31 protein-coding genes are annotated in these 26,536 nt (G+C 62.3%); 18 read left to right on the forward strand and 13 right to left on the reverse strand.

Going from position 1 to position 26,536, the window contains the following annotated elements:
- The first annotated feature begins 90 nt into the window (after positions 1 to 90).
- The 16 genes from FHS89_RS12735 to FHS89_RS12810 all read left to right on the forward strand — a co-directional run bounded on the left by FHS89_RS12735 (position 91) and on the right by FHS89_RS12810 (position 12,563).
- Positions 91 to 390, forward strand: coding sequence for a phage fiber-tail adaptor protein (locus FHS89_RS12735; protein ID WP_184012229.1), 300 nt, complete (start codon positions 91 to 93; stop codon positions 388 to 390).
- Position 391: 1 nt separating this feature from the next.
- Positions 392 to 982 carry a head-tail connector protein gene (locus tag FHS89_RS12740; RefSeq protein WP_184012231.1) on the forward strand — a complete coding sequence of 197 codons (591 nt, stop codon included), beginning with the start codon at positions 392 to 394 and terminating at the stop codon, positions 980 to 982.
- Entirely contained in the window at positions 979 to 1,323 is a 345-nt protein-coding gene (locus FHS89_RS12745) for a head-tail adaptor protein (protein ID WP_184012233.1), read from the forward strand. The genes FHS89_RS12740 and FHS89_RS12745 overlap by 4 nt, the downstream gene beginning before the upstream one ends.
- Positions 1,320 to 1,727, forward strand: coding sequence for a DUF3168 domain-containing protein (locus FHS89_RS12750; RefSeq protein ID WP_184012235.1), 408 nt, complete (start codon positions 1,320 to 1,322; stop codon positions 1,725 to 1,727). The genes FHS89_RS12745 and FHS89_RS12750 overlap by 4 nt, the downstream gene beginning before the upstream one ends.
- A gap of 21 nt (positions 1,728 to 1,748) precedes the next feature.
- Positions 1,749 to 2,162, forward strand: coding sequence for a phage major tail protein, TP901-1 family (locus FHS89_RS12755; RefSeq protein WP_184012237.1), 414 nt, complete (start codon positions 1,749 to 1,751; stop codon positions 2,160 to 2,162).
- Positions 2,159 to 2,488 carry a gene transfer agent family protein gene (locus FHS89_RS12760; RefSeq protein WP_184012239.1) on the forward strand — a complete coding sequence of 110 codons (330 nt, stop codon included), beginning with the start codon at positions 2,159 to 2,161 and terminating at the stop codon, positions 2,486 to 2,488. Before FHS89_RS12755 ends, FHS89_RS12760 begins: the two co-directional genes overlap by 4 nt.
- A complete protein-coding gene (locus FHS89_RS12765) occupies positions 2,485 to 2,694 on the forward strand; it encodes a phage tail assembly chaperone (RefSeq protein ID WP_184012241.1) in 210 nt (69 codons plus the stop codon). The genes FHS89_RS12760 and FHS89_RS12765 overlap by 4 nt, the downstream gene beginning before the upstream one ends.
- Positions 2,687 to 3,358 (forward strand): phage tail tape measure protein, encoded by a 672-nt coding sequence (locus FHS89_RS12770; protein WP_184012243.1) that lies wholly within the window; start codon positions 2,687 to 2,689, stop codon positions 3,356 to 3,358. The genes FHS89_RS12765 and FHS89_RS12770 overlap by 8 nt, the downstream gene beginning before the upstream one ends.
- A gap of 17 nt (positions 3,359 to 3,375) precedes the next feature.
- Positions 3,376 to 4,005, forward strand: coding sequence for a DUF2460 domain-containing protein (locus tag FHS89_RS12775; protein ID WP_184012245.1), 630 nt, complete (start codon positions 3,376 to 3,378; stop codon positions 4,003 to 4,005).
- Complete coding sequence (locus tag FHS89_RS12780) at positions 4,005 to 4,898, forward strand: DUF2163 domain-containing protein (protein WP_184012247.1); 894 nt, start codon at positions 4,005 to 4,007, stop codon at positions 4,896 to 4,898. Before FHS89_RS12775 ends, FHS89_RS12780 begins: the two co-directional genes overlap by 1 nt.
- Positions 4,891 to 5,328, forward strand: coding sequence for an NlpC/P60 family protein (locus tag FHS89_RS12785; protein WP_184012249.1), 438 nt, complete (start codon positions 4,891 to 4,893; stop codon positions 5,326 to 5,328). Before FHS89_RS12780 ends, FHS89_RS12785 begins: the two co-directional genes overlap by 8 nt.
- Positions 5,328 to 9,284: a baseplate multidomain protein megatron gene (locus tag FHS89_RS12790; protein WP_184012251.1), complete on the forward strand. Its 3,957-nt coding sequence runs from the start codon at positions 5,328 to 5,330 to the stop codon at positions 9,282 to 9,284. The genes FHS89_RS12785 and FHS89_RS12790 overlap by 1 nt, the downstream gene beginning before the upstream one ends.
- Complete coding sequence (locus FHS89_RS12795) at positions 9,259 to 9,909, forward strand: DUF2793 domain-containing protein (protein WP_184012253.1); 651 nt, start codon at positions 9,259 to 9,261, stop codon at positions 9,907 to 9,909. Before FHS89_RS12790 ends, FHS89_RS12795 begins: the two co-directional genes overlap by 26 nt.
- A 15-nt stretch (positions 9,910 to 9,924) precedes the next feature.
- Positions 9,925 to 10,218, forward strand: a complete 294-nt coding sequence (locus tag FHS89_RS12800) for a DUF7742 family protein (protein ID WP_184012255.1) — start codon at positions 9,925 to 9,927, stop codon at positions 10,216 to 10,218.
- Positions 10,219 to 10,271: 53 nt separating this feature from the next.
- A complete protein-coding gene (gene cysE / locus FHS89_RS12805; RefSeq protein WP_184012257.1) occupies positions 10,272 to 11,090 on the forward strand; it encodes a serine O-acetyltransferase in 819 nt (272 codons plus the stop codon).
- 75 nt (positions 11,091 to 11,165) lie between these two features.
- Complete coding sequence (locus FHS89_RS12810; RefSeq protein WP_184012259.1) at positions 11,166 to 12,563, forward strand: hypothetical protein; 1,398 nt, start codon at positions 11,166 to 11,168, stop codon at positions 12,561 to 12,563.
- A gap of 72 nt (positions 12,564 to 12,635) precedes the next feature.
- Here the strand turns inward: FHS89_RS12810 and FHS89_RS12815 are convergent, their stop codons facing one another.
- The 9 genes from FHS89_RS12815 to tkt form a co-directional block, all read right to left on the reverse strand.
- Positions 12,636 to 13,952 (reverse strand): pyruvate dehydrogenase complex dihydrolipoamide acetyltransferase, encoded by a 1,317-nt coding sequence (locus tag FHS89_RS12815; protein ID WP_184012261.1) that lies wholly within the window; start codon positions 13,950 to 13,952, stop codon positions 12,636 to 12,638.
- A 12-nt stretch (positions 13,953 to 13,964) separates the two neighbouring features.
- Complete coding sequence (locus FHS89_RS12820; protein ID WP_184012264.1) at positions 13,965 to 15,350, reverse strand: pyruvate dehydrogenase complex E1 component subunit beta; 1,386 nt, start codon at positions 15,348 to 15,350, stop codon at positions 13,965 to 13,967.
- 16 nt (positions 15,351 to 15,366) lie between these two features.
- The gene (gene pdhA / locus FHS89_RS12825) at positions 15,367 to 16,356 is read right to left on the reverse strand and encodes a pyruvate dehydrogenase (acetyl-transferring) E1 component subunit alpha (RefSeq protein WP_184012266.1); all 990 of its coding nucleotides are present in this window, start codon (positions 16,354 to 16,356) and stop codon (positions 15,367 to 15,369) included.
- A gap of 97 nt (positions 16,357 to 16,453) precedes the next feature.
- Entirely contained in the window at positions 16,454 to 16,762 is a 309-nt protein-coding gene (locus FHS89_RS12830; RefSeq protein WP_184012268.1) for an FtsB family cell division protein, read from the reverse strand.
- A 150-nt stretch (positions 16,763 to 16,912) separates the two neighbouring features.
- Entirely contained in the window at positions 16,913 to 17,842 is a 930-nt protein-coding gene (locus tag FHS89_RS12835) for a class I fructose-bisphosphate aldolase (protein ID WP_184012270.1), read from the reverse strand.
- A gap of 193 nt (positions 17,843 to 18,035) precedes the next feature.
- The gene (locus tag FHS89_RS12840; protein WP_184012272.1) at positions 18,036 to 19,214 is read right to left on the reverse strand and encodes a phosphoglycerate kinase; all 1,179 of its coding nucleotides are present in this window, start codon (positions 19,212 to 19,214) and stop codon (positions 18,036 to 18,038) included.
- Between the two features lie 18 nt (positions 19,215 to 19,232).
- Complete coding sequence (locus FHS89_RS12845) at positions 19,233 to 19,376, reverse strand: hypothetical protein (RefSeq protein WP_184012273.1); 144 nt, start codon at positions 19,374 to 19,376, stop codon at positions 19,233 to 19,235.
- A gap of 66 nt (positions 19,377 to 19,442) precedes the next feature.
- Positions 19,443 to 20,015 (reverse strand): YceI family protein, encoded by a 573-nt coding sequence (locus tag FHS89_RS12850; RefSeq protein ID WP_184012274.1) that lies wholly within the window; start codon positions 20,013 to 20,015, stop codon positions 19,443 to 19,445.
- Positions 20,016 to 20,164: 149 nt separating this feature from the next.
- Positions 20,165 to 22,177 (reverse strand): transketolase, encoded by a 2,013-nt coding sequence (tkt, locus tag FHS89_RS12855; protein WP_184012275.1) that lies wholly within the window; start codon positions 22,175 to 22,177, stop codon positions 20,165 to 20,167.
- A gap of 218 nt (positions 22,178 to 22,395) precedes the next feature.
- Between tkt and FHS89_RS12860 the strand changes: the two genes are divergently transcribed.
- Together FHS89_RS12860 and FHS89_RS12865 are read left to right on the forward strand one after the other, a co-directional pair.
- Positions 22,396 to 22,641 (forward strand): hypothetical protein, encoded by a 246-nt coding sequence (locus tag FHS89_RS12860; protein ID WP_184012276.1) that lies wholly within the window; start codon positions 22,396 to 22,398, stop codon positions 22,639 to 22,641.
- A complete protein-coding gene (locus FHS89_RS12865) occupies positions 22,634 to 23,059 on the forward strand; it encodes a cell division protein ZapA (RefSeq protein WP_184012277.1) in 426 nt (141 codons plus the stop codon). The genes FHS89_RS12860 and FHS89_RS12865 overlap by 8 nt, the downstream gene beginning before the upstream one ends.
- An 80-nt stretch (positions 23,060 to 23,139) precedes the next feature.
- On the opposite strand, the gene grxD is transcribed toward FHS89_RS12865, so the two are convergent.
- From grxD to purL, 4 genes are all read right to left on the reverse strand, one after another.
- On the reverse strand, positions 23,140 to 23,505 hold the full coding sequence (gene grxD / locus FHS89_RS12870) for a Grx4 family monothiol glutaredoxin (protein WP_184012278.1): 366 nt from the start codon (positions 23,503 to 23,505) through the stop codon (positions 23,140 to 23,142).
- Positions 23,506 to 23,542: 37 nt separating this feature from the next.
- A complete protein-coding gene (locus FHS89_RS12875; protein WP_184012279.1) occupies positions 23,543 to 23,866 on the reverse strand; it encodes a hypothetical protein in 324 nt (107 codons plus the stop codon).
- Positions 23,863 to 24,105: a BolA family protein gene (locus tag FHS89_RS12880; protein WP_184012280.1), complete on the reverse strand. Its 243-nt coding sequence runs from the start codon at positions 24,103 to 24,105 to the stop codon at positions 23,863 to 23,865. Before FHS89_RS12880 ends, FHS89_RS12875 begins: the two co-directional genes overlap by 4 nt.
- Before the next feature lie 102 nt (positions 24,106 to 24,207).
- Entirely contained in the window at positions 24,208 to 26,367 is a 2,160-nt protein-coding gene (gene purL, locus FHS89_RS12885) for a phosphoribosylformylglycinamidine synthase subunit PurL (protein ID WP_184012423.1), read from the reverse strand.
- Positions 26,368 to 26,536 lie beyond the last annotated feature (169 nt).

Below are 26,536 nucleotides of genomic sequence, written 5' to 3' on the forward strand. Positions count from 1 at the left end.
GGCAGTGTCATGAGCGTGCTGCACCGGTCGTGGATCGGTGCAGCAGAACGACAAGGGGCAGCGCCCCGACGGCATGAGGAACAGCAAAACATGAGTGACGTATTCGTCAAGGCCGCCGGGTCTCAGATGGATCATGTGATCGACTGGTCACGCAATCATCTGGAAGAGGGCGAAGGGATCGAAGCCGATCTGGGATGGTGCATCTATCCGACAAGCGATGCCACGCGCGACCTGACCGTCGCCGTGCAGGGCATCACTGGCTCCACATCGCATGTCACGCTGGAAGGTGGCGCACCGGGACAGGTGTATGTCGTCACGGCCCATGCAGGAACCAGCACCGGACGGCGCGTGCGTCAGTCATTCGCGATCACTGTTTCGGGGGATAATTGACATGACCGAGCGCATTACAGTGCTTTCGCCGCCAGCGCAGCCACCGGTGCGTGTGGCGGATTTCGCCGATCATCTGCGGCTGGGCTCAGGGTTCGCGGATGATGCGGCCCAGACCGACCTGCTCAACCGTTTGTTGCAAACCGCCGCCTCTGTCATCGAAGGGCGGACCGGTCTGGCGTTGATCAGTCGGTCCATGATGTTGGTGACCGATGGTTGGACCAATGAAGACCGCCACAAGCTGCCTTTGGCACCCGTATCTTATGTCGCCTCCGTCACGAAAATTGATGTCAATTTCGTCCGGTCAGGCTGGCTTTGGCATGATTGGGAACTGACATCCACCACCACCGAGGCATGGCTGAGCGGTCAGCGCAATAGCCCGCTTCCATCCATCGTGGAGACTGATCGGGTTGAGGTGATCTTTACCGCTGGTTTTGGCCCAGAGCCGGACAATGTGCCCATGGACCTGAGGCACGCGGTCACGCTGCTTGCGGCGACATATTACGAAAACCGGGCGCTCAACGACTACAAGTCGGTTCCGATTGGCTATGACGTGCTGAACCTGTTGCAACCCTATCGGCGGGTGCGCCTATGAGCCGCCGTCAGATTCCAAAGCTGAACCGGCCCATGGTGTTGGAAGCCCTGGACGAGAGCACGGATGCAGGCGGTGGCCTGTCCGGTGGATGGACGGCGCTTGGCACGCTCTGGGTCGCTGTGGAAACCGCCCGGGGGCGCACACAAACACAAGCGGGGCGGGATATCCCGGTGCAGGCCGTGCGGCTGATCACACGCGGCGCCCCGATCGGCTCGCCCCGGCGCCCAGAACCGGGGCAGCGGCTGCGGGATGGTCTGCGCAACTACGCCGTTCTGGCTGTCACCGAATGGGACGCAGCGGGCTGGTATCTGGAGATCACAGCACAGGAGGGCCGACCATGACGGGGCTTGCCTATTCATGGCCGTTGCAACAGGCGGTTTTTGACCGACTGAGCACGGAGAGCGCAGTGACCACGCAGGCGCAGGTCTTTGACGCCGTGCCATCCTCCGTCGCGGTTGATGTCGATTACATCACCTTGGGCACCGAGGACGCGAAGATGCGCCCGGAGGGAGAGATTTGCTCCGTTCGGTTTGACATCGTCGTCCATTCGCCCGCGCCCGGATTTGCACGGGCGAAAGCGATCGCGGCGGCAGTGACCAGCGCGCTTGATGCCGCGCCCTTGGTTATTGCGGGTGCGCGGCTCCTGAATTTGCGGTTTGAGCGGGCGCGGGCCGCACGCGGACGCGGCATGGAGCGCCGTCGCATCACTCTGACCTATCACGCGTTGATCGCGGCAGATGGCTAACCTCACATAAGGAATGACACCATGGCGGTACAAAGCGGAAAAGATCTGCTGATCAAACTGGATATGACCGGCTCCGGCGGGTTTGAGACGGTCGCAGGGCTGCGCGCGACGCGCATCGCATTCAACGCGCAAACGGTCGATGTGACCACACTGGAAAGTGCAGGCGGCTGGCGGGAATTGTTGGGGGGCGCGGGTGTGCGATCCGCTCAACTGAGCGGATCGGGTGTGTTCAAGGACGCCGAGACGGATGAGAAGGCACGCGCGCTCTTTTTTGCGGGAGACGTGCCCGATTTTCAGGTGGTCATTCCCGATTTCGGGACCGTGACCGGACCGTTCCAGATCACGGCGATTGAATATGCCGGGGAGTTCGACGGCGAGGCGACCTATGAAATGTCCATGGCCTCCGCCGGGGCGTTGTCCTTTGCACCTGCATGAGCGTGAATGAGATGCGCGGCGAGGTTGCGCTGACCGTGAATGGTGAGCGGCATGTGATGCGGCTCTCGCTGGGGGCGCTCGCCATGCTGGAGGGGGAGGTCGGTGCGTCCTCCCTCACGGAGATCGTCAGCCGCTACGAGAGCGAAAGCGTGGGGGCAGGCGATATCCTTGCGCTGTTGCGTGCAGGGCTGTGGGGTGGCGGCGTCGAGATCAGCCCGGCGGAGCTTGCCCACGCCGACATCGCGGGTGGCCCGTTGGAGGCCGCACGGGCCGCAGCGCGGCTTTTGCATCTCGCGTTCAGCCTGCCCCAGACCGCGCAGACATGAACCGCATCGCCTGGGGGCCGCTGATGCGGCTCGGGCTGGGCCGGATGGGCCTTGTCCCGGATGTGTTCTGGGCGCTCACCCCTGCCGAATTCCTGCTGATGGCCGGGCTTGATGCTCCAGAGGCCCTGCGCATGAGCCGCTCCGCGCTGGAGCGGCTCAGCGCGCTTTACCCCGATGCCCCGAAAGGAGAGCAAACCGATGACTGACAGACGATCAGATGAAATCGAGGAGTTGTTTGCCGAAGTGGACAGTTCCATTGCCTCGACAGAGGCCGTCATAGGCGCTTTTCGCCGGGAGATGGAGCGCACGTCGCGCAGCACCGAGGACGCATCCCGCCGGGTCAGCGGCTTTGACCGGTCGATCGGGAAGGGCCTGCGGGGGGCCTTTGATGAGATCGTGTTCGAGGGAGGGCGCGCGTCGGACGCGCTGAAGGCGATGGCACGCAGCATGTCCTCCTCCGTGCTCAATCAGGCGCTGACGCCAGTTCAGAACGCGCTGGGCGCGGGCATTGGCGGGCTGGTGCGATCAGGCCTAGGGGCGATCACCGGGGGCGTGGTGCCGTTTGCCGATGGCGCGGGATTTGCGGGGGGCCGCGTGCGGGCTTTTGCCGATGGCGGCATCGTCGCGGGGCCAACCACATTTCCGATGCGGGGCGGACAGACCGGCCTGATGGGAGAGGCCGGACCAGAGGCGATCATGCCCCTGTCGCGCGGGCCAGATGGCAGCCTTGGGGTCAAGGCACAGGGCAACGCCACCACGGTCGTGAACATCAACATCACGACACCGGATGTGGAGGGGTTTCGCCGCTCGCGCAGCCAGATTGCCGCTGAAATGAGCCGGGCGATGCGCGCTGGCCAACGCAACCTCTAAGGATCGGAGCAACCGCGATGAGCTTTCACGAAGTACGATTCCCGACCGACCTCTCCTTTGGGGCAAGTGGCGGACCGGAGCGCCGCACCGAGATCGTCACGCTGGCGAATGGCCATGAGGTGCGCAACGCCCCATGGGCGCATGCGCGGCGGCGCTATGACGCGGGAATGGGCATGCGCTCCCTCGATGATCTGGAGGTCGTGATCGCGTTTTTCGAGGCGCGCGCGGGGCAGCTCCATGGGTTTCGGTGGAAGGATTGGACGGATTTCAAATCCTGCCCCGCATCGCAGGTCATCGATCCGATGGATCAGGTGATTGCGACGGGTGATGGGGCGGCAACGTCCTTCCCGCTGGTCAAGAATTACCGCTCGGGCGAGCAGACCTATATCCGCCCGATTGTGAAGCCCGTGGCGGGCAGTGTCCGTGTGGCAGTGGATGGCACAGAGCTTTTCGCGCCGGATTTCAGCGTCGACCCGGCAACAGGGCTGCTGACGCTCGCCTCCGCGCCGCAGGAAGGCGCAGAGGTCACAGCGGGCTACGCGTTTGATGTGCCAGTCCGGTTTGACACGGATGCGATCACCACCAGCGTGACCGGATTTGAAGCGGGTGAAGTGCCGTCCATCCCCGTGGTGGAGGTGCGGATCTGATGCGCGCATTTGACGAAGCTTTTCAGGCGATGCTCGACAGTGGTGTGACGACGCTTGCCCGCTGCTGGCGGATCGTGCGCAGGGATGGTGTGCGGTTCGGTTTTACCGATCATGACCGGGATCTGGTGGTGGACGGCCAACTCTGTCGCGCGGCGACCGGATTGTCGGCAGGGGCGATTGACCATTCCACCGGGCTTTCCGTTGACAACGCGGTGGCGCTGGGCGCGCTGGATGATGCGGCGCTGAACGAGGCAGATATCGCCGCAGGCCGGTTTGACGGGGCGGATGTCACCCATTGGATCGTGAATTGGGCCAATCCCTCGCAGGTCGTAACCCTGTTTACCGGCAGCATTGGGGAAATCCGGCGCGGCACCGTCGGATTTGAAGCGGAATTGCGCGGCCTCTCCGAAAGGCTGAACCGGCCGATGGGGCGCGCGATCCTGCGCCAATGCGATGCGGTGTTGGGGGATGCGCGCTGTGGCGTGACCCTCGATACATCAGACAAGCGGGCAGTGGCGACAGTCGTTTCGGTCCGGGGGGATGGGTTGATGGTCGTCTCTGGCCTCGGTGCGTTCGACGCAGGCTGGTTCGAGCATGGCAGCTATCGTTGGACGGGCGGGGCCAATGACGGGCAGCGCCACATGGTCAAACGGCATGAGATCGTGGACGGGCTCCACCTGATTGGTCTTTGGGCTGCTCCCTCAACGGCGATTTCGGCGGGAGACACCGCGGAGGTGACCGTGGGCTGTGATCGCCGCGCGTCGACCTGCAAGGCGAAATTCCAGAATTTCGCCAATTTCCGGGGCTTCCCGCATGTGCCGGGAGAAGATTTCGCGATCAGTTATCCCGTTTCGGGGGATGTGATGGATGGAGGGAGCCTGCGCAATGGATGAGCATGACATAATCCGCAGCGCGCGTCGCTGGATCGGCACGCCCTATGTGCATCAGGCCAGTTGTCGCGGTGCCGGGGCCGATTGCCTGGGCCTGATCCGGGGTATCTGGCGGGAGGTGATCGGCGCGGAGCCAGAACCCTTACCCGCCTATACCGCCGACTGGTCCGAAGTGGACCGCAAGGAGCGGTTGTTGCGGGCGGCCATGGCGCATTTCCAACCCATCGACGGCCAGCCACACAATGCCGATGTTCTGGTGTTTCGTATGCGCGACAAGGGCGTGGCCAAGCATATGGGCCTTTTTGTGCAAGAGGGCGGGTCGGAGCGGCTGATCCATGCCTATTCGGGGCATGGCGTCGTGGAAGTCCCCCTTGGTGCTGCATGGCGGCGGCGGATCGCCGGTGTGTTCCGGTTTCCTGAAAGGATTTCGTAATGGCGACAGTAATTCTGGCGGCGGCAGGTGCTGCGGCGGGCAGCGCGGTGGGTGGTGCCTTCCTCGGCCTGAGCAGTGCCGCGATCGGGCAAGCCATCGGTGCCACTATTGGGGCAGGTATTGATCAGCGGCTGACGGGCGGGGCAGGCGGCTCTTATGCGACGGAGCGTGGGCGGGTTGAAACCTTCCGGATGCAAGGGGCGTCGGAGGGCACGGCATTGCCCTATGTGGCCGGTCGGATGCGCCTGCCGGGGCAGTTGATCTGGTCCACCCGGTTCAAGGAAACCGCGACAACCAGCAGTTCCACCACAACCTCCACCCAAGGGGGTAAAGGCGGTGGCGGGGGCAGTTCCGCCACAACGACCACCACGACCTATTCCTATTCGCTGAGCTTTGCCGTGGCGCTTTGTTCCGGGGAGATCACCCGGATCGGGCGGGTCTGGGCGGATGGCAAGCGCGTGGACCTGAGCCGCATCACCTGGCGGATGCATCCTGGCAGTGAAAAGCAGGACGCAGACCCATTGATCGCGGCGGTCGAAGGGCTGGAGGACGCGCCGAGCTATCGCGGTACGGCCTATCTGGTGTTCGAGGATCTGGAGCTTGGCCCTTACGGCAATCGCATCCCGCAGATCACGGCAGAGGTCGTGCGCCGCCCGCAATCGCGCCTGCCGGAGACGGATCGGTTCTTCAGCACCTCCCCGGTCGAGCAGATCGCGGGGGTGTGCATGATCCCCGGCACCGGGGAATATACGCTCTCCGATGCAGCTCAACGGCTGATCTTTGGTCCCGGCTCTTACCGGATGATGAATGTCAATAACGAGTTGGGGGAGCCGGATTTCGTGGCCTCCCTCGGGGCGTTGAAATCCGAATTGCCCGCGGTGCAATCCAGTGTGCTTGTCGTATCATGGTTTGGTGACGACCTGCGCGCGGGGCATTGCACGGTCAAACCCAAGGTGGAGCAAACCGAATTTGACGGCGCGCCGATGCCATGGCGCGCGGGCGGGATCACACGGGCGATGGCAGAGACCGTTTCCCAAACGGAAGGTCGCGTGAATTTTGGGGGCACAAGTGCCGATGGCGCGGTCGTTCAGGCGATCAACCGGATGCGGGACGAGGGCATCGCCGTCACCTTCTATCCGTTCTTGTTGATGGATATTCCCGGCGACACTTCCTTGCCCGATCCGTGGAGCGACGGCACGCAAGCCGCCTTTCCGTGGCGGGGCCGGATCACCACGAATGATGCGCCGGGGCGCGCAGGCACGGCGGACAAGACCCCGGCAGCAGCGGCTGAGGTCGCGTCCTTCATGGGGGCCGCGCAGATCACGGATTTCACCATCGTGGCAGATGGCAGCGTCACCTATGCCGGGCCATCCGGCGATTGGGGGTTTCGGCGCATGATCCTGCATTATGCGCATCTGTGCGTCGCGGCGGGCGGGGTCGATGCGTTTTGCATCGGATCGGAGCTGCGCGGTCTGACGCAGATCCGCGATGGGGCGTCGAGCTATCCATTTGTGACCGCGCTGCGGGCGCTGGCAGCGGATGTGCGTGCGATCCTCGGCCCAGAGGTGAAGATCGGCTATGCGGCGGATTGGTCCGAATATTTCGGGCATCATCCGAAGGATGGGTCGGGCGATGTGCTCTATCATCTTGATCCGTTATGGGCGGACGCGAATATCGATTTCGTCGGCATCGACAATTACATGCCGTTGTCGGATTGGCGGGATGGGGAGGATCATGCGGATGCCGCGTGGGGATCGCTCTATAACCCCGATTATCTGCGCGCGAATGTCGAAGGCGGCGAGGGGTTTGACTGGTATTACGCAACCCCAGAGGACCGAGCAGCACAAGAGCGTACGCCGATCACCGATGCGGCCCATGGGGAAGATCACATCTTCCGGCCCAAAGACCTGCGGAACTGGTGGGGCAGACCGCATTATGATCGCCCCGGTGGCGTGCGGTCCGCGCAACCAACCGAATGGGAGGCCGAAGGAAAGCCGATCTGGTTCACCGAATATGGCTGCCCGGCGATCGACAAGGGCACGAACCAGCCGAATGTGTTTGTCGATGCGATCTCAAGCGAAAGCGCGATGCCCTATTTCAGCACCGGCGCGCGGGATGATTTCATCCAGTATCGCTATCTGGAGGCGATGATCAGCCATTGGTCGGCAGAGGAGAACAATCCGCGCTCCAAGGTCTATGACGCGCCGATGATCGAGATGAGCCGTGCGCATGTCTGGGCATGGGATGCGCGGCCCTGGCCGGACTTTCCGAACCGGATCGGGGAATGGTCAGACGGGCCGAATTACGCGCGGGGGCATTGGATCTCTGGCCGGTTGCAAATGGCCGTGCTGGGCGAAGTGGTGGCGGAATTGTGCGGCGTGGCGGGGATCGGTGCGCTGGAGGCCACTGGGCTGCATGGGGGCGTGCCGGGGTTTGAGTTGCGTGATCGGACGAGTGCGCGTGCAGCCCTTCAACCCCTGATGCTCGGCTTCGGCTTTGACGTGATGGAGCAGGAGGGGGCGCTTCGGTTCCGGATGCGGGATGGTGCGCGCAATTTTGTGCTCGACAGGCAAGAGATTGTCGCGAATGGCCCCTTGGCCGCGCTGGAGCGCAGTCGCGCGGCGGATGGTGAGGCGATCCACCGGGTCCAGATCGAGCATTACGATGCGGATCGCGACTATCAGCGGGGGGCGGTGGAGGCCGCTTTGCCCGATGCGGATCGGCAGGATGGCGACCGCTCCACCATGCCCATGGCCATGACCGCCGCCGCCGCGCGCAGCGTCGCCGCGCGGTTCCTCGCGGAGGCGCAGGTGTCGGGCGACCGGATCAGCGTTACCGTGCCGCCAACCTTTTTGCAGATCGAAGCCGGTGACATTCTGGAATTCGATGGGCAGCGGTATCGTGTGGACCGGATCGAGGATGCCGATGCGCGCCGGATCGAGGGGGCGCGGGTTGATCCCAGTGTCTATGTCAGCCGCTATTTCCCCGAAGATCTGGGGGCACAATCGGTGCCGCCGATTGCGGGGCCGGTCGTGTCTCGCTTTCTGGACCTGCCATTGTTGCGGGGCGATGAGGTGCCCCATGCGCCGCATGTGGTTGCGACCTCCGATCCGTGGCCGGGGCCGGTGCGGGTCTATTCCTCCACCGATAATAGCGGGTACGCGCCGAATACCGATGTTTTCCGCGCGGCGGTGATGGGACACACAAAGACGCCGCTCAAGCCTGCCAAAGCCGGGCTATGGCAATGGGCATCCGGGCTGGAGGTGGAGGTCGTGCGTGGCGCGCTTGAAAGCCGGACGCCGCGCGATGTGCTGGACGGTGCGAACGTGGCCGCGATCCGGGCGGCGGGTGGCACGGATTGGGAAGTGTTCCAGTTCCAGACCGCTGAGCTGATCGGCAAGAACACATGGCGGCTCGACGGGTTGTTGCGGGGCCAGCTTGGCACGGAATTCGTGCATGACGCGGCGGTCCCGGAGGGGGCGCAATTCGTGTTTCTGGATGCGGCCGCCGTGCAGATTGATATTCCGCAATCGGCACGCGGGCTGGAGCGGTATTACCGAGTTGGCCCCGCGACGCGGACCTATGACGAGGATGTCTTTTCCACTGTCGTCGAAGCCTCTCTCGGGGTTGGGCTGCGGCCCTACGCGCCGGTCCATCTGACCGCCCGTAATAGCGGCGCCACGCTTGATCTGGCGTGGGTGCGGCGCACGCGGGTTGAGGGCGATTTGTGGGATTTGGGCGATGTGCCGCTCGCTGAAGAGCAGGAACGCTACATCGCGCGTCTGCGCAAGGACGGTGCGGTGCATGCCGAGGTCGAGACAACCGCCCCGTCGGCCAGTTTCGATACAGCCAGCTCGCCCGGTTTCCCGTTTGACGTGGAAGTCGGCCAAATCTCCGCCCGGTGGGGCATAGGCGCAAAAGCATGTAACGGTGAACGAAGCCTTTGCCCGGCTTGATGCGGTGTCCCGACTGGTGATCGAAGCGCGGGGCCTGACGACGCCGCCCGTCACGCCAGAGGAGGGCACGGTCTATGCCGTGGGCAGTGGTGCGACCGGAGCATGGGCGGGCGAGGACGGGATGCTGGCCATCGCCGTCAATGGTGGTTGGCGGTTTGTCGTCCCGAAGCGGGGATGGGCGGCGTGGGACGTCGCCTTGGACCGGGGGCTTGTTTTTGACGGCACGGATTGGGCCGATACCATGGCCGCGCCAAGCGCAGGCGGCGCCGCGACCGTGGCCCGTGTGATCGAGTTTGATCACGTCATCACAGCGGGTGCGAGCAATGCCACTCTGGGCGTGATCCCGGCGCGTGGTGTGGTTCACGCGGTCACGGCGCGGGTGATCGGAGCGATCACCGGGACCGGCACGACCGGATGGCAGCTTGGCGTCAGTGGATCGCCGGATCGGCATGGAACCGGGTTGGGGCTGGCGCTGAATTCCTATGCGGCGGGCGTCACGGGGCAGCCGGTGACCTATTGGTCGGACACGCCCTTGCTTTTGACGGCAGAAGGAGGCGATTTCACCGCCGGATCGGTGCGCATCGCAATCCACCTGACCGAATTCACCCCGCCGCGTGCAGTGTGACGCGGGATGCAACCCTTGATCCATCAAGACGTGACAGCCGCCGCGCGGTGGCTGTTGCGCTACCCGCGCGCTGAGCGCCGGGGGCAGATGGCAGTGTTAATCCGAACGGCTGACGCGGCGGATCAAGCGCGGATGCAGGGCGGCGAGGCATCATTTCAGGGCGACGGAACGCTCGGGCATGCCGCGCGTGCGCAGGCATTGGGGCAGGAGCCAAGCTGCGATGATGTGGAGTATGCCCATGCGCTCGCCGTGGCTTATGGAGCGGTGTCTGCGTTTCTTGATCACCGGGTCGGGTCAGATTTTGCTTGAAACTCGTGCGGCTTATTCCGATGTAAGGGGAGACTGACACGCGGAGGTGCCCCATGGCCCAGCAAAAATCCCCCTATGTCGCGCCGGTTGATCCGGTCTGGACGCGGATCCAGACGGAAGCCGACGATATCGTGCGCGAAGAGCCGATGCTTGCCGGGCTGATCTATGCCTCTGTCATCAACCGCAAGAGTTTCGAGGATGCGCTGGGCTACCGGCTGGCGCACAAGCTGGCTTCGGGGGAAATGACCGATGGCCTGCTGCGCGAAGTCATCCAATCGGCCCATGAGGCAGACCCGAGCATTGGCGCGGCGGCCCGTGCGGATGCTGTGGCCACGCTGGAGCGCGACCCTGCCTGCCACCGGATCATTCAGCCGCTGATGTTCTTCAAAGGATATCAGGCCATTCAAAGCTACCGTGTTGCCCATCATTATTGGGCAACGGGGCGGCACAACATGGCCTATTTCCTTCAGATGCGCACATCCGAGGTGTTTGGCGTGGATATCCACCCCGGCGCGCGGATCGGCAAAGGCATCATGATGGATCACGCCCATTCCATTGTCATCGGTGAGACGGCCGTGGTGGGGGACAATGTGTCGATGCTCCATTCCGTCACTCTGGGTGGCACCGGAAAAGAGCATGGCGACCGGCACCCAAAGATTGAAAACGGTGTGTTGATCGGGGCTGGCGCGAAAGTGCTGGGGGATATCCGGGTCGGCCATTGCAGCCGGATCGCCGCTGGATCGGTCGTGTTGGAGGACGTCCCTCCCTGCAAGACCGTGGCAGGTGTGCCCGCGCGGATCGTGGGGGAGGCTGGGTGCGATCAGCCTTCGCAAAGCATGGATCAGCTTTTTGGCCTTGCAACTGACACTTAAGTGTCACCGTAGTTTGGCTGAACCGTCACGGTGACGTCGTACCGCTCTTCCTGATATTTCATCAGGAGGACATCCATGCAGTACAAGATGATGGTAAGCGCGATTGCGCTGATTGCAGCCGCCCAAGCGTCCGCGCAGGAAACACGGATCGTGACAAACCCTGCGGACGCGGGCGATGGCAGCCTGCGCGCCGCCCTTGCCGATCTGGCCGCGACCGGCGGCACGGTCGTAATTGCCACGGAGGGCGATATCATCGCGGGCGCCGGCTTTGTCTATGAAGGCACAGCACCCTTGACGATCATCGGCGCGGGCCAAACGATCCGGATGGGCGTGAACGAGACCGTTTTGGCGATGCGCAACGGTGCGGACCTCACCATGTCCGACCTATCGCTTGTGGGGCCGGGTGGATTTGACATCACTGCGCGTGGGGATGTGGACGGCCCGGCGGGCAAAGGTCTTTTTGTCGATGTGCGGGACGATCAAACCGGGGTGGTCGCGCTGGATCTGACGAATGTCAGCGTGCGGGACGTGGCTGGGCATGGAATTCACATCTCCGATTGTACGCTTGCCGATGAGTGCGGCGGCGGTGGCGGCGGGGCTGGCGAAGGCTCGTCCGCGTCCATCTCTGTCAGGCTGTCGGATGTGATTGTGGATCGGGTCGGCTATGGCCGTTTCGATGCGGATGGCCTGCGCGTGGACGAGCGCGGGGCTGGGGATATCCACTTCACCGCCAATGGCTCCATCTTTTCGCGCGTGGGTGCGGATGGTGTCGAACTTGACGAAGGGCAGGACGGATCGGTCGTGCTGCGCGTGTCCTCATCCGTGTTCAACAACAATGGCGGCTATTGTGACCCGGTGATGCTCAGCGCGTTCCCGCCTGCGGAACCCGAGGGCGAATTTGCCGAAGGGGTCATGGCGGCGAACGCCATTCCGGGGGCAATTACCGGATCGCCGGATGATCGGTGCTTTGAGCGCGAAGTCGATCTTTATGACGATGGCAGTGTTGAGGCATATGAATTCGCCATTGATGTGGATGACGGCTTTGACATTGATGAGGCAGGCGCGGGCGATATCCGTGGAACGATATCCGGCAGCGTGATTGCGCGGAACCTCGATGAAGGGCTCGATTTCGATGAGGAGGGGCCGGGCGGCATTCACCTTATGGCGCTGTCCACCATCGCGCGAGGCAACACGGATGACGGCTTTAAATCGTCGGAAGAAGATGCGGGCGATGTCATGGGCCTGATGATTAACGCGGTCGCGCGGGACAATGGCGGCGTCGGTATCGTGTTCGAGGAAGAGGATGCTGGTGACGTGCGGGTGGAGATGCGCGGCGGTGCCACCTCTGGCAATGATGACGGGGATACCAGCCTTGAGATCGTGCAGGAGGATGACGGCGCGGGTGCGCTGATCCTTATCGAGGCGGGGCTGGAAGAAGATATTGAGGTCGAGGGCGTGACCGTCACCCGGTGACACGATCCGACCCGCTGAAACGCAAACGGGCGCCCAATCGGGCGCCCATTTTTTTCGTTTCTGATCAGCCCGTTAGGCCAGCATTGCAATCGGGTCTTCCAATTGCGCGGCCATCGCGGCGAGGAATTGCGCGCCAAGCGCGCCATCAATCACCCGGTGATCGACAGAGAGGGTGACAGACATCATTGTCGCGACTTCCATTTCCCCTTCATCGTTCACGATGGGCTTTTTGATCCCGGCGCCGACGGCGAGGATCGAGGCATGGGGCGGGTTGATTACCGCGTCAAAATTCTCAATCCCGAACATGCCGAGGTTGGAGATGGCAAAGCTGCCGCCCTGATACTCATGGGGGGCGAGTTTGCGATCACGGGCGCGGCCCGCGAGGTCTTTCATCTCTGCCGACAGGGTGCTGAGCGTCTTGTGATGCGCGTCGCGGATCACGGGGGTAAACAGGCCACCCTCGATCGCCACGGCGACAGCCACGTCGGACGGTTTCAGCTTCAGCACACGATCCCCGGCCCAAACCGCGTTGCAATCGGGCACCTCTTGCAGAGCGTTGGCGCAGGCCTTGATGATGAAATCATTGACCGAGAGCTTTTTGCCGCTGGCAGCCAAGCTCTTGTTCAACGTGCCGCGGAATTTCAGCAGCGCATCAAGGCGGATTTCACGCCGCAGGTAGAAATGCGGAATGGTCTGCTTGGCTTCCGTGAGGCGGGCCGCGATGGTTTTGCGCATTCCGTCGAGTTTAATCTCTTCATACTCGCGGTCTGCATACATCTTGGCGACCTGATCGGCGGACATGCCCTGTGCCGGAGCGGCAGCGGCAGGGGCCGCGGCCTTGGGTGCTTCTGCTGCGGGCGCGGCGGCGGCTTTCGGTGCTGCGGTCGCATTCTCCACGTCGGCCTTGACGATCCGGCCATGGGGGCCGGAGCCTTTGATCCCGGACAGATCAAGCCCCTTGTCCTTTGCGATCCGCCGCGCGAGCGGGGAGGCGAAAATGCGGTTGCCATCGGCGGCTTTCGGGGCTGCGGGGGCGGAGGAGGCTTCGGCCTGCGCAGGCGCTGCGGTTTCCTCAGCTTTCGGAGCATCAGCGGACGGGGCAGGCGTGTCTGCCGCCGGGGCCGCGTCCATATCATCGGCAGTTTCGCCATCTTCAAGAAGCACGGCGATCAGGTCGTTGACCTTCACCCCTTCGGTGCCTTCGGGGATCACGATCTTACCGATGGTGCCTTCGTCCACGGCCTCGAATTCCATCGTGGCCTTGTCCGTCTCGATCTCTGCGATCACGTCGCCGGAGGCAACGGTGTCGCCCTCTTTGACGTTCCACTTGGCGAGCGTGCCTTCCTCCATCGTGGGGGAGAGCGCTGGCATCAGAATGTTGATGGGCATTTTATTCCCTCCTTAACGGTAGCACACGGATTTGGCGGCCTCGACCACCTCATCCGTCGTGACAAGTGCGAGCTTTTCGAGATTTGCGGCATAGGGCATGGGCACGTCCTTACCGCACAGGTTGATCACCGGTGCATCAAGGTAATCGAACGCGCGCTCCATCACGACGGAGGTGATGTAGTTGCCGACGGAGGATTGCGGGAAGCCTTCCTCGACGGTGATCAGACGGTTGGTCTTCATCACAGAACGCAGGATCGCATCCGTGTCCATCGGGCGGATCGTGCGCAGGTCGATCACCTCTGCCGAGATGCCGTCCGCCGCCAGTTTCTCCGCCGCTTCAAGGGCATAGGTCATACCGATGCCGAAGGACACGATGGTGACATCCTCGCCCTTGCGCCATGTGCGCGCCTTGCCAAATGGCACGGTGAAATCGTCGATCTCCGGCACGTCGAAGGATTTGCCGTACATCATTTCGTTCTCAAGGAACACGACCGGGTTCGGATCGCGCACGGCGGTTTTCAAAAGGCCCTTCGCGTCTGCGGCAGAGTAGGGCATCACGACCTTGAGGCCCGGCACATGGCTGTACCACGCGGCGTAACATTGCGAATGCTGCGCGCCGACGCGGGACGCAGCCCCGTTCGGGCCACGGAACACGATCGGACAGCCCATCTGACCGCCAGACATATAGAGCGTCTTGGCCGCAGAGTTGATGATGTGGTCAATCGCCTGCATGGAGAAGTTGAAGGTCATGAATTCCACAATCGGGCGCAAGCCAGCGAAGGCCGCACCCGTTGCCAGCCCGGCAAAGCCGTGCTCGGTGATCGGGGTGTCCACGACGCGCTTGTCGCCGAATTCATCCAGAAGCCCTTGAGAGATTTTATAAGCGCCCTGATATTCGCCCACTTCCTCCCCCATCAGGAACACGTCGCCATCGCGGCGCATTTCCTCGGCCATTGCGTCGCGCAGGGCTTCGCGGATGGTTTGGGTTTTGAAGGTGGTGCCTTCGGGGTATTCAGGCTCTTCCGGTTCGTCCGCCACTGGCGCGGCGGGCTTAGCCACCACCGGCGCTGCAGAGTGATCCGGCTTTTCTTCCGCATCGTTGTCCTCTGCGGGCGCGGCGGCTTCTGGCGCGGCATCGGCGGCGGAGGCATCTTCTCCCTCCTCCAGAAGGATCGCGATTGGCTCGTTCACCTTCACGTTTTCGGTGCCTTCGGGAATGAGGATCTTGCCCATCACGCCTTCATCGACGGCCTCGAATTCCATCGTGGCTTTGTCGGTTTCGATCTCAGCGATCACGTCACCGGATTTGATCTCGTCACCCTCTTTCACGTTCCATTTCGCGAGAGTGCCTTCCTCCATCGTCGGGGAAAGAGCGGGCATAAGCAGTTGAATTGTCATGATTTATATCTCCAATTCACGCGTAGATATCGGTGAAGAGTTCGTCCACCGATGGCTCGGGGCTCTCTTGCGCGAATTTCGCGGCGTCGTTGATGATCGCCTTGATTTCCTTGTCGATCTCTTTGAGTTCCTCGTCAGAGGCGTGCTTGCCTGTGGTCAGGATCGCCTTGACGGCCTCAATCGGATCACGCTCTTCGCGCATTTTCTGCACTTCCTCACGGGTCCGGTATTTCGCCGGGTCCGACATGGAGTGGCCGCGATAGCGGTAGGTGTTCACTTCGAGGATATAGGGGCCATCGCCCGCGCGGCAGATTTCGACCGCTTTCTGACCAGCAGCCTTGACGGCGAGCACGTCCATCCCGTCCACCGCTTCGCCCTTGATCCCGTAGGCAGCACCACGCTCCCAGAAGGATTTGGAATGGGTGGAGCGTTTCACGCTGGTGCCCATGGCGTATTGGTTGTTCTCAATCACAAACACGACGGGCAGGTTCCAGATCTCCGCCATGTTGTAGGTCTCATAGACCTGGCCCTGGTTTGCCGCACCGTCCCCGAAATAGGCGAAGGACACGTTGTCATTGCCGCGATACTTGTTCGCGAAAGCAAGGCCCGCGCCGATGGGCACCTGCGCACCGACGATCCCGTGGCCGCCGTAGAATTCCTTTTCCTTGGAGAACATGTGCATGGAGCCGCCCTTGCCGCGGGAATATCCGCCCTCGCGACCGGTCAGTTCTGCCATCACGCCTTTCGGGTCCATCCCGCAGGCGAGCATGTGTCCGTGGTCGCGATAGGAGGTGACGCGCTGATCGCCCTCTTTCGCGGAGGCTTCCAGCCCGACGACAACCGCTTCCTGACCGATATACAAGTGACAGAAGCCGTTGATCAGGCCCATGCCGTACAACTGGCCGGCTTTCTCTTCAAATCGGCGGATCAGGAGCATTTCGCGGTAATAATGCAAAAGCTCCTCTTTCGAGGCGTTGGGCTTTGCGGCCCGCTTCGCGGTTGCCATGGTGTTTCCTCACAATAGTTTGACATCAAACAATGTGAGTTTAACGTAACGTCAGACGCAATGCTAGCCCCTGCCATATGCCGCAATGGTCGCAGGGTTAGCGGATGATGATCTCATCGGGGCGGATCAGGCCAAGCGTTTCGCGCGCCTGCTCATCCAAAAGGTCCAGATCAAGGTATTGATCCGAAAGCCGCATGGTCAGGTTTTCAAGCCGCTCCCGCTCCGTCACAAGCAGTGCAAGGTCTTGTTTCAGGACGATTTCCCGCTCCTCAGCGGCCAGCATCCGGGTCACGCCGAACGGGCCACGCAGCGCGGCATAGGCAAAGGACAGGATTAACGCCAACGCGCCAAGCGCGAAGAGCGTTTGAATCACCACATGGCCGGAAAAACGGCTGCGCACACTCATCTCTTTTGCCTCAAAAGCCGGACCCTCTCGCGGGGTGCCGTGCGCGGGCAGTGTGCCATAAGTGATTCGCCATGGGAATCCCCCTTCGATATGAAAAACGCCCCGAAGCTGAACTTCGAGGCGTTTCAACAGCTTAACCTGAGTTATGGATCAGGCTTTACCTTTGTAGATATCCACGAGCTTGCCCAGCATATCGAGCGCATCCTCACGCGACCGCTGGAAGGTGTTGCGCCCGATGATGGAGCCGTTGCCGCCTCCGTCACGGATCGCGCGCGCATCGTCATAGACGCTGTCGGCCCCTTTCTTCGCCCCGCCGGAGAACACGATCAGGCGCTTGCCGTCGAACGCGGATTGCACGCAATGCTTCACGCGCGCAGCTTGCGTTGCGATGTCGATCTCCTGCTCCTCATAGACCTTCTTCGCCTCGGGCAGCATCAGGTGATCGGTGCCAAGCTTGATCTTGATGATATGCGCACCGAGAAGCGCGGCCATGTGAGCGGCATAGGCGGCCACGTCGATGGCGGTTTCGCCATCTTTCGTCACGCCTTCACCGCGCGGATAGGACCACATTACGGTGGCCACACCCTTCGATGCGGCTTCTTTGCGCATCTCGACAATCTCTTCCATCATATCGACGGCCATGTCGGAGCCGGGATAGATCGTGAAGCCGATGGCCGAGCAGCCAAGGCGCAGCGCATCGTCCACCGATGCGGTCACGGCCTGGTTCTTTCCAGCCGTGCCGGACATCAGCGAGTTGGCGGAGTTGACCTTCAGGATCGTCGGGATCTGCCCGGCGAAGGTGTCAGCGCCCGCTTCAAGCGGCCCAAGCGGTGCGGCATAGGCATTCAGTCCCGCATCAATCGCCATCTGGTAGTGGTAATGCGGATCATACGCTGCCGGATTGGGGGCAAAGCTGCGCGCGGGTCCGTGCTCGAACCCCTGATCGACGGGGAGGATGATCATCTTGCCAGTGCCAGCCAGCTTGCCTTGCATCATCATGCGGCAAAGCTGTGCTTTCACGCCGGGTGTTTCGCCTTCGTAATTCGCAAGGATATTGCGAACGGTACGGGTCGCTTTCATGGTTTTATGTCCTTTGGGCCAAAAAGGGATAAGTGCCGTTGGGGTACCGTGTGGGCTTGTGAGCGGTCAACCCACCTGACGGAATGCAACCGGTTTGGAAGCGCAGGAAAAAGCGTCGCAGGCAAGGATTTGCCGCAAAAACGCAAAACGCGCCGCGAGGGTGCGCGGCGCGTTGCAGAAATCTGGGTTTCGATCACCGGGTCAGGACTGCCACACCGGGCAGGGTTTTGCCTTCCAGCCATTCAAGGAACGCGCCCCCGGCGGAACTGATATAGCTGAACTGATCCGCCACCCCGGCCATGTTGAGCGCAGACACCGTATCGCCGCCCCCCGCAACGGATGTGAGCTTGCCCGCTTCGGTCAGCTTGCCTGCTGCCCGCGCCGCCGCGAAGGTCGCGGTGCCAAAGGGTTCGATCTCGAACGCGCCAAGGGGGCCGTTCCAGACCAGCGCCTTGCATGTGCCAAACAGAGCCTCGATATGGGCGACAGCCTCCGGCCCCGCGTCAAGGATCATCATATCCTCGGGGCAGGCATCGGCAGGCACCACACGGTTTTCAGCGCCCGCCTTGAACTCCGCCGCGATGACCACGTCTTTCGGCAGATGCAGGGTGCATCCCGCACCTTCAGCCTTTGCCATCACATCCCGCGCGGTGTCGAGCATGTCGTATTCACAAAGCGATTTGCCAACCCCGATGCCCTGCGCGGCAAGGAACGTGTTGGCCATGCCGCCCCCGATCACGATGTGATCCATCCGGGTGATGAGATTGCCCAAAAGATCAAGCTTGGTCGAAACCTTGGCCCCGCCGACCACGGCGCAAACGGGCGGGGTCGGGTTGGCGAGCACAGCTTCAAGCGCGCCCAACTCCTCCGCCATCAAGAGACCGGCGAAAGAGGGCAGGTGGTGGCCGACCCCTTCGGTGGAGGCGTGGGCCCGATGCGCGGCGGAGAATGCATCATTGCAAAACACATCCCCAAGAGAGGCGAGAAAGCCCGCCATCTGCGGATCATTCGCCTCTTCCATCGCGGAAAACCGGGTGTTTTCAACGAGGATGACGGTGCCGTCGGGTGTCGCGTCAATCGCGTCGCGGCTTGGCCGCTCCATGAAGGTGACGGAGTGGCCCGTGTGCCGCTCCAGTGCGGGCACCAGAAAGCGCAGCGACATCTCCGGTACGACCTTGCCCTTGGGCCGCCCGAAATGGGACAGGATCACGGGCTTCCCGCCTGCCGCGACGATCGCCTTTACCGTGGGGGCGGCGCGAATGATCCGCGTCTCATCGGTGATCCGATCGCCATCAGTGGGCACGTTCAGATCAAGCCGGGTCAATACGACCTTTCCCGCCAGATCCATATCGCTCAGGGTTTTCCAGCTCATGCGCTTATCCTTTTTCGGTTACCGCCAAAAGGCGAGCCAGTTCATCAGAAGGATGAGTTGCTTCATGAACCAGATGACCAAATCCCATTCGAAATAGAAATGATCCGCCGCGAGAACGGCGAGGATGATCCCTCCGATCCAAAGCGCGGCTGAGGTGTTCATGATGGCTCCTGCGATCCAAAACTCAGCCCGTCTATAACGGGGCTTGCCGGGTTTTGGTAGCGCGGATCAGCAGTCCGGCGGCAGATCGGCAAGGTGACCGATCAGGTCATAGCTGAGCGTCACCGTGTCGCCCACGGCGATCAGGCGCGACACCCCGCCCTGACCAATGCCGAATTCCTTGAACGCCATTTCCATCTGCCCAATGGCGCGCAGGCAGGTGCCGGTCTGCTCCAGCGTGAATTCAGGGGTGAAGGCAAATGCGTTGCCCTTGATCGTGAGGATACCATCGGCCTGCATGGTCTGCCCGTCGATCACGCGCAGCGCGTTGAGCGTGAAGGTGGCCTGCGGATGGGCCTGCGTGTGGAACCAATCCTCGGTCTTGGCAAAGGCCGTGCGCACGAAATCCTGCAACACAACGGTTTCGGTGCGAACCGCTACTTCCACATCGGAGCCGTCCTCGGGGCTTGCGGGATCGAAAAACGCGCGGCCAGTAATATCCGGGAAATGCCCGTCAAACGGCACGTTGTTCTCCGTGTAGGTAAAAGTGATCGTGCTGCGCGCAGGGTCAAGCCGCCATTCGGCTGCCGTCGTGGGCAGGGTGGTCAGCAGAAAGAGAAGTGCCGTGAATAGCCGTGTCATGTCGTGCCCCTTTCGAAGGAATGTAGGGCAATAACGGGTCAGGGCATGGTTTTATTCACTCATTTCCGCGTGAGCCGCATGGGGCGCCTCAAACAAAACGCGCCCGCGGATCAGGCGGGCGCGGTCTGGTGTTCGGGATAGATCAGGCGTCAGAGCAGGCTCTTGACCTTGGCCGCGACGGCTTCTGCCGTGATGCCAAAATGCTGGTAGAGTTCCTGATAGGGGGCGGACGCGCCGAAGCTGTCCATGCCCACGAACCCGGCCTTTTTCCAGTTGCCCCGCTCCGCGCAAAGCCAGCGATCCCAGCCCTGCTGCACGGCGGCTTCAACGCCCACACGCACCGGCCCTGCGGGCAGCACGCGGCGGCGATAGGCTTCGTCTTGGGCGGCAAACAACTCCATCGACGGCATGGACACGACGCGGGTGCCGATCCCTTCGGCTTCCAAGAGGGCTTTCGCGGCCATCGCGATTTCAACTTCGGAGCCAGTGGCGATCAGGATCGCGCGGCGCTTGCCATCCGCATCGGCCAGCACATAAGCCCCCTGTTCGCAGAGGTTCTTCGTCTTATGCTCGGTCCGCACGGTGGCGAGGTTTTGCCGGGTCAGCGCCAATACCGTCGGCCCCTCCGACGTCACCGCGATTTCCCAGGCTTCTGCCGTCTCCACCGCATCAGCGGGGCGGATGACGCGCAGGTTCGGGATCGCGCGCAGCGCGGCCAGATGCTCGACGGGCTGGTGGGTCGGGCCATCTTCGCCAAGCCCGATGGAATCGTGGGTCATCACATACACAACCCGCTGGTTCATCAGCGCAGACAGGCGGATCGCCGGGCGCGCGTAATCGGTGAACACCATGAACGTCCCACCATAGGGCAGCACACCGCCATGCAGCGCCATGCCGTTCATCGCGGAGGCCATGCCATGCTCACGAATACCGTAAGAGACGTGGCGGCCCGCGCGATTGTCCGCGTCAAACGTGCCCAAATCCTTGGTCAGCGTGTTGTTGGACCCGGTCAGATCGGCAGACCCACCCAGCGTTTCTGGCATGATCGGATTGATCACGGCGAGCGTGTTCTCGGACGCTTTGCGCGTGGCCACGCTCGGCGCGGCTTCGGAGATGGATTTCTTCAGCGCCTTGATCGTGGCGGAAAGCTTCTTCGGGGCGTCTCCGGCGATCTGACGGGCAAATTCGGCCTGCTTTGCGCCCGAAAGGGTGGCAAGGCGTGCTTCCCATGCTTCACGCTCCGCCGCGCCGCGCGCACCAGTGGCGCGCCAGCTCTCCACGATGTCGGCGGGGATGTCGAACGGACCATTCTCCCAGCCATAGGCCGCGCGGGTATCCGCGATCAGTTGATCATCCGTCAGCGCACCATGACCTTTGGACGTGTCCTGCGCGCTGGAACCGATTGCGATATGGGTGGAGCAGGCGATCATCGAGGGCAGCGGAGATTTCTTTGCCGCCGTGATCGCCGCGTCAACCGCCTCCGGGTCATGCCCGTCGCAGGAGAACACGGACCAGCCAGATGCCTCGAACCGCGCCATCTGATCGGTCACGTCGGAGATGCTGACCTTCCCGTCGATGGTGATGCCGTTATTGTCCCACAGGACGATCAGCTTGCCCAACTGCTGTTTGCCGGCAAGTCCGATGGCCTCTTGGCTCACGCCTTCCATCAGGCAGCCATCGCCCGCGATGACATAGGTGTGGTGATCCACGACCTTCTTGCCGAACCGCGCCTGCAAGGACTGCTCCGCCATCGCAAAGCCGACCGCGTTGGCGATGCCCTGACCAAGCGGGCCGGTGGTCGTCTCGATCCCTTTGGCGTGGCCGAATTCAGGGTGACCCGCCGTTTTCGCGCCAAGCTGGCGGAAGTTGCGGATCTGATCCATCGTCATGTCCTGATAGCCCGTAAGGTGCAAAAGGCCATAGATCAGCATGGAGCCGTGACCGGCACTCAGGATGAACCGGTCGCGATCGGCCCAATCGGGGGTGCTTGCATCGAATTTGAGATGCTTTTCAAACAGCACCGTCGCCACATCCGCCATGCCCATCGGCATGCCCGAATGCCCGGAATTTGCCGCCTTCACCGCATCAAGGGCGAGCACGCGCAGGGCGGTCGCTTTGCGGAAATGGTCAGGATGACGGGTGCGGAGATCGGCGATATTCATGAAGACGTCCCTTTGTGAGGCGGTGAGATGCCCGTTTGCGGCCATTTGCGCCCTCAATACCCGCTCAGGACCGCTCGTCAAGCATATGTGGCTTGATTAGCACCTCTTCTCGGGCGACACTGCGCCGGAGCAGAGGGTGAGGGGAAAATCCCGCGTGCCACAGACGCACAACCCGACAAAACGAGGCAACCCGACTGTATGAGAAGGGGATAACAGGCATGAGTGATCTCGACGCATTGGAAGAGCGGATCGGTGCGGCCATGGGCCGGATCAAGGCCGCCGTGGATGAGGCCCGCGCGGCCCCGAAAGAAGACCCAGCCGCCCTGCGCCGGGCCGAGCGGATCAATGAGGCGCTTCGCAATCGCTTGAAAGAGGCCGAGCGCAAGCGCGAGGCCGATGTCGCACAGCTCGACGATCTGATTTCGCAATTGCGCCCATTGGTCGAGGAGGGCGAACATGCCTGAGAAGGAAATCACAATCGGCGGGCGCGGCTATCGTGTGGCGTTTGACGATGGGCAAGAGGCCGCGCTTGATACGGCGGCTGGATATCTCGACGGTCAGGCCCGCACGCTTTTGGCCGCGGTCGGGCAAATTCCTGAAAGCCGGATGCTCCTGATGTCGGGGCTGATGCTGGCCGATCAGATGCTCGAACACGCCAAAGAGATGAAGGCGCTGGAGGAGAAAATCCGCGCCACCGAATTGCGCGCCGAACGGGCCGAAGCCGAAGCCGCGAAAATTACCCCGGCCGCCGCCGCACCCTCAGAGCCGGAGCCGCAATCTGCCCTGTTTGACGAGGAAGGGGAGCGCAGCGCGCGCGAGCTATTGGAGCAGATGGTGCTGGAGCTTGAAGCGCTGGCCGACGATCTGGAAGCGGTGGATTAAGCGTTCAAGGCAAACATCGTGCACGACGTAAAAAGGCAGGGCCATGGCCCTGCCTTTTTGGTTCCGACCGGGGTCACGGCTTACTTGTTCGACTCACGGATTTTGTCTGCAGCTTCCTTGCTGAACGCCACGCCGTTTTCTTCAAGCAGCGTGTCAAGCTCACCCGAGAGCGTCATTTCCGTGATGATATCGCAGCCGCCCACGAACTCCCCCTTCACATAAAGCTGCGGGATGGTCGGCCAGTCGGAGAATTCCTTGATCCCGTTGCGGATCGCCTCATCGGCCAGCACGTTCACGTCCTTATACTCCACACCCATATAGTTGAGCACACCCGCCACGCGGGAGGAAAAGCCGCATTGCGGCATGGAGGACGTGCCCTTCATGAACAGCACGACGTCGTTATTGGTGATGTCGGATTTGATCGCGTCAAATGCGGGATTGGTCATTGGTTCTATCCTTTTCGTATCGGGCGATGGCCCGGCGTTATTTCTGGCTGTTTTTGGGTACGAACAGCTTGTTATAGGCGTCACGGTCGCGGGTGATGCGTGAGGGGATCACCTGCCAGCGGCCACCCACACCATGCATCATGCCCTGAACGCCGCCCTGTGCGGTGGCGCGCATCTGCCGCTCCATTGCTTCCTGCATTTCGTCAGACAGGTTCTGATCGGTCGCATCGCGGCCATTGTCGCCGCCGAACTGCTGCCCGAGTGTTTTGCGCGGCGCGTTGCGTTTGAGGACCATCTCCACGGTGATGCCAGCAGCAAAAAGCGCGCCAATCGTCAGGAGCACGATCCAAAGGGTGCTCATCCCGGCACCCGTGTGGTCAGTGCCAGCGCGTGAAGTTCGCCGTGCGAGCCGTCCATCCGGCCCTTGAGGGCGGCATAGACCATCTGGTGTTGCTTGACCCGGCTCAGGCCGCGAAACTCTTCGGCAACCACGGTGGCCGCGTAATGGTTTCCGTCCCCGGCAAGGTCGCGGATTTCCACCACCGCGCCCGGAAAGGATTCGCGGATCAGGGTTTCAATCTCGGCTGCCTGCATTGCCATCGGGTGCGCTCCTTACCAAAGTCATTGACTCAGAAATAGAGCGGCGCGGCCCGGGCTGCAAGGGCAAGCGGTGGAAAGGGGGCAGTGCTGCCCCCTTTGCGATCAGGCCATCAGCCGGGGCAGGGCCGTTTGGTATGCCTCGCGCATGGCAGAGACCGGGAGAGATGCGCCGCCAATGGACAGCGCGTCGCCCTCCACAACGCCAAGCACTTCGGCGGTAATGCCATGCTCCGCCGCGCGGGCGCACAGGAGGGCTGCGTCTTGCGTGGCGACCAGATACCGCCCCTGATCCTCCCCAAACAGCGCCGCTGTCCCCGTGATGTCCAGCGCAAGGCCTGCATCCGCTGCAATCAGCATCTCCGCCAATCCCAGCGCCAACCCGCCATCGCCCAGATCGTGACACGCCGCCACAAGGCCCGCGTCGCGCGCGGCCAGCACGAAGGCGCCATTGCGCCGCTCTGTCTCAAGGTCCACGGCAGGCGCGTCGCCCTCCGCTCGGCCCAGCACTTCAGCGAGCAGCGCGGACTGGCCCAAATGGGTGCCCGCCCCGCCGATCAGGACAAGCGTTTGCCCCGCTTGCGCGCGCATCGTGATCCGGTCGCTCACGTCCTCAAGGAGACCTACAGCACCGATGGTCGGGGTGGGCAGGATGCCGCTGCCATCGGTCTCATTATAAAGGCTGACATTGCCCGACACGATCGGCATGTCGAGCGCGGAGCAGGCCGCCCCGATCCCTTTGATACAGCCGACAAGCTGGCCCATGATCTCCGGCTTTTCAGGATTGCCGAAATTGAGGTTATCCGTGGTCGCCAGCGGCTTTGCGCCAGTGGCAATGAGGTTCCGGTACGCTTCGGCCACGGCCTGTTTGCCACCCTCAACCGGATTGGCAAAGCAATAGCGCGGGGTCACATCAGCGGTGAAAGCGAGTGCCTTGTCGGTGCCATGCACCCGCACCACACCCGCGTCAGAGCCAGGGCGCACGACCGTATCGGCCATGACCATGGTGTCATACTGCTCCCACACCCATGCGCGGGAGCCGTAGTTGGGGGAGGCAAGGAGGGTCAAAAGGGCGGCACCTGCATCCACCTCCGCCACGTCGCCCAGCGGCGCGGCTGCGGGTGTTTCCACCCATGGGCGGTCATATTCAGGTGCGGTGCCAGAAAGTGCCTTGAGCGGCAGATCGGCCTTCACCTCCCCATGATGCATGATGAGGAAGCGGTCCTCGGCAATCGTCTCCCCGACGATCGCGAAATCAAGGTCCCATTTGTCGAATACCGCTTTCGCCTCCGCCTCTTTTTCGGGACGCAAGACCATGAGCATGCGTTCCTGAGATTCGGAGAGCATCATCTCATAGGCGGTCATGCCCTCTTCCCGCACGGGCACGTTTTCAAGGTCAAGCCGCACGCCCAGATCGCCCTTATCGCCCATCTCGACGGCGGAGCAGGTGAGGCCAGCGGCCCCCATATCCTGAATGGAGATCACCGCCCCCGTGGCCATCAATTCAAGCGTGGCTTCCATCAGGCGCTTTTCGGTGAAGGGATCGCCGACCTGCACGGTGGGGCGCTTATCCTCAATCGTGTCGTCAAACTCGGCGGAGGCCATGGTGGCCCCGCCCACACCGTCACGCCCGGTCTTGGCCCCGAGATAGACAACCGGCATACCGACGCCGGATGCGGCGGAATAGAAAATCTTGTCCGTGTCAGCGAGGCCCGCGGCAAACGCATTCACGAGGCAGTTGCCATTGTAGGCGGAATGAAAGCGCAACTCGCCGCCCACATTTGGCACCCCGAAACAATTGCCATAGCCGCCAATGCCCTCGACCACACCAGCGAGCAGGCGTTTCGTCTTGGGGTGATCAGGCGCGCCGAAGCTCAGCGCATTCATCGTGGCAATCGGGCGCGCGCCCATGGTGAACACATCGCGCAGGATGCCGCCGACGCCGGTCGCAGCGCCCTGATAGGGCTCGATATAGGAGGGGTGGTTGTGGCTTTCCATCTTGAACACCACGGCCTGACCGTCCCCGATATCGACGATGCCCGCGTTCTCACCGGGGCCGCAGATCACTTGCGGGCCTTCGGTCGGCAGGGTGCGCAGCCACTTCTTGGAGGATTTGTAGGAGCAATGCTCGTTCCACATCGCGGAGAATATCCCAAGCTCCGTAAAGGTCGGCTCCCGCCCTATGATTTCGAGGATGCGCGCGTATTCATCAGGCTTCAGCCCATGGGCGGCGATCAGGTCATCGGTGAGGGCGGGCTCTTGGATCATGAGGTGTCTCCGGGCACGAAAGTTGCCGCTTTGTAGTGGCGAGCATACCCGGAGAGCAAGTCATCTGTGCTTACGCCGCAGCCAAAGCGGCGCGGGCCAGCCCGCGCGCCGTATCTCGCGCGCATGAGAGACCGCTGGCCCATCGTCCATCCGGGTGGCTGCTTTG

The organism is Rubricella aquisinus, assembly GCF_014199445.1.
GTDB lineage: Bacteria > Pseudomonadota > Alphaproteobacteria > Rhodobacterales > Rhodobacteraceae > Rubricella > Rubricella aquisinus.

Bases quoted from the DNA above. Each gene is read 5' to 3' on its own strand.
- FHS89_RS12735 (WP_184012229.1), top strand. From the start codon at position 91: ATGAGTGACGTATTCGTCAAGGCCGCCGGGTCTCAGATGGATCATGTG.
- FHS89_RS12740 (WP_184012231.1), top strand. From the start codon at position 392: ATGACCGAGCGCATTACAGTGCTTTCGCCGCCAGCGCAGCCACCGGTG.
- FHS89_RS12745 (WP_184012233.1), top strand. From the start codon at position 979: ATGAGCCGCCGTCAGATTCCAAAGCTGAACCGGCCCATGGTGTTGGAA.
- FHS89_RS12750 (WP_184012235.1), top strand. From the start codon at position 1,320: ATGACGGGGCTTGCCTATTCATGGCCGTTGCAACAGGCGGTTTTTGAC.
- FHS89_RS12755 (WP_184012237.1), top strand. From the start codon at position 1,749: ATGGCGGTACAAAGCGGAAAAGATCTGCTGATCAAACTGGATATGACC.
- FHS89_RS12760 (WP_184012239.1), top strand. From the start codon at position 2,159: ATGAGCGTGAATGAGATGCGCGGCGAGGTTGCGCTGACCGTGAATGGT.
- FHS89_RS12765 (WP_184012241.1), top strand. From the start codon at position 2,485: ATGAACCGCATCGCCTGGGGGCCGCTGATGCGGCTCGGGCTGGGCCGG.
- FHS89_RS12770 (WP_184012243.1), top strand. From the start codon at position 2,687: ATGACTGACAGACGATCAGATGAAATCGAGGAGTTGTTTGCCGAAGTG.
- FHS89_RS12775 (WP_184012245.1), top strand. From the start codon at position 3,376: ATGAGCTTTCACGAAGTACGATTCCCGACCGACCTCTCCTTTGGGGCA.
- FHS89_RS12780 (WP_184012247.1), top strand. From the start codon at position 4,005: ATGCGCGCATTTGACGAAGCTTTTCAGGCGATGCTCGACAGTGGTGTG.
- FHS89_RS12785 (WP_184012249.1), top strand. From the start codon at position 4,891: ATGGATGAGCATGACATAATCCGCAGCGCGCGTCGCTGGATCGGCACG.
- FHS89_RS12790 (WP_184012251.1), top strand. From the start codon at position 5,328: ATGGCGACAGTAATTCTGGCGGCGGCAGGTGCTGCGGCGGGCAGCGCG.
- cysE (WP_184012257.1), top strand. From the start codon at position 10,272: ATGGCCCAGCAAAAATCCCCCTATGTCGCGCCGGTTGATCCGGTCTGG.
- FHS89_RS12810 (WP_184012259.1), top strand. From the start codon at position 11,166: ATGCAGTACAAGATGATGGTAAGCGCGATTGCGCTGATTGCAGCCGCC.
- FHS89_RS12815 (WP_184012261.1), bottom strand. From the start codon at position 13,952: ATGCCCATCAACATTCTGATGCCAGCGCTCTCCCCCACGATGGAGGAA.
- FHS89_RS12820 (WP_184012264.1), bottom strand. From the start codon at position 15,350: ATGACAATTCAACTGCTTATGCCCGCTCTTTCCCCGACGATGGAGGAA.
- pdhA (WP_184012266.1), bottom strand. From the start codon at position 16,356: ATGGCAACCGCGAAGCGGGCCGCAAAGCCCAACGCCTCGAAAGAGGAG.
- FHS89_RS12830 (WP_184012268.1), bottom strand. From the start codon at position 16,762: ATGAGTGTGCGCAGCCGTTTTTCCGGCCATGTGGTGATTCAAACGCTC.
- FHS89_RS12835 (WP_184012270.1), bottom strand. From the start codon at position 17,842: ATGAAAGCGACCCGTACCGTTCGCAATATCCTTGCGAATTACGAAGGC.
- FHS89_RS12840 (WP_184012272.1), bottom strand. From the start codon at position 19,214: ATGAGCTGGAAAACCCTGAGCGATATGGATCTGGCGGGAAAGGTCGTA.
- FHS89_RS12845 (WP_184012273.1), bottom strand. From the start codon at position 19,376: ATGAACACCTCAGCCGCGCTTTGGATCGGAGGGATCATCCTCGCCGTT.
- FHS89_RS12850 (WP_184012274.1), bottom strand. From the start codon at position 20,015: ATGACACGGCTATTCACGGCACTTCTCTTTCTGCTGACCACCCTGCCC.
- tkt (WP_184012275.1), bottom strand. From the start codon at position 22,177: ATGAATATCGCCGATCTCCGCACCCGTCATCCTGACCATTTCCGCAAA.
- FHS89_RS12860 (WP_184012276.1), top strand. From the start codon at position 22,396: ATGAGTGATCTCGACGCATTGGAAGAGCGGATCGGTGCGGCCATGGGC.
- FHS89_RS12865 (WP_184012277.1), top strand. From the start codon at position 22,634: ATGCCTGAGAAGGAAATCACAATCGGCGGGCGCGGCTATCGTGTGGCG.
- grxD (WP_184012278.1), bottom strand. From the start codon at position 23,505: ATGACCAATCCCGCATTTGACGCGATCAAATCCGACATCACCAATAAC.
- FHS89_RS12875 (WP_184012279.1), bottom strand. From the start codon at position 23,866: ATGAGCACCCTTTGGATCGTGCTCCTGACGATTGGCGCGCTTTTTGCT.
- FHS89_RS12880 (WP_184012280.1), bottom strand. From the start codon at position 24,105: ATGGCAATGCAGGCAGCCGAGATTGAAACCCTGATCCGCGAATCCTTT.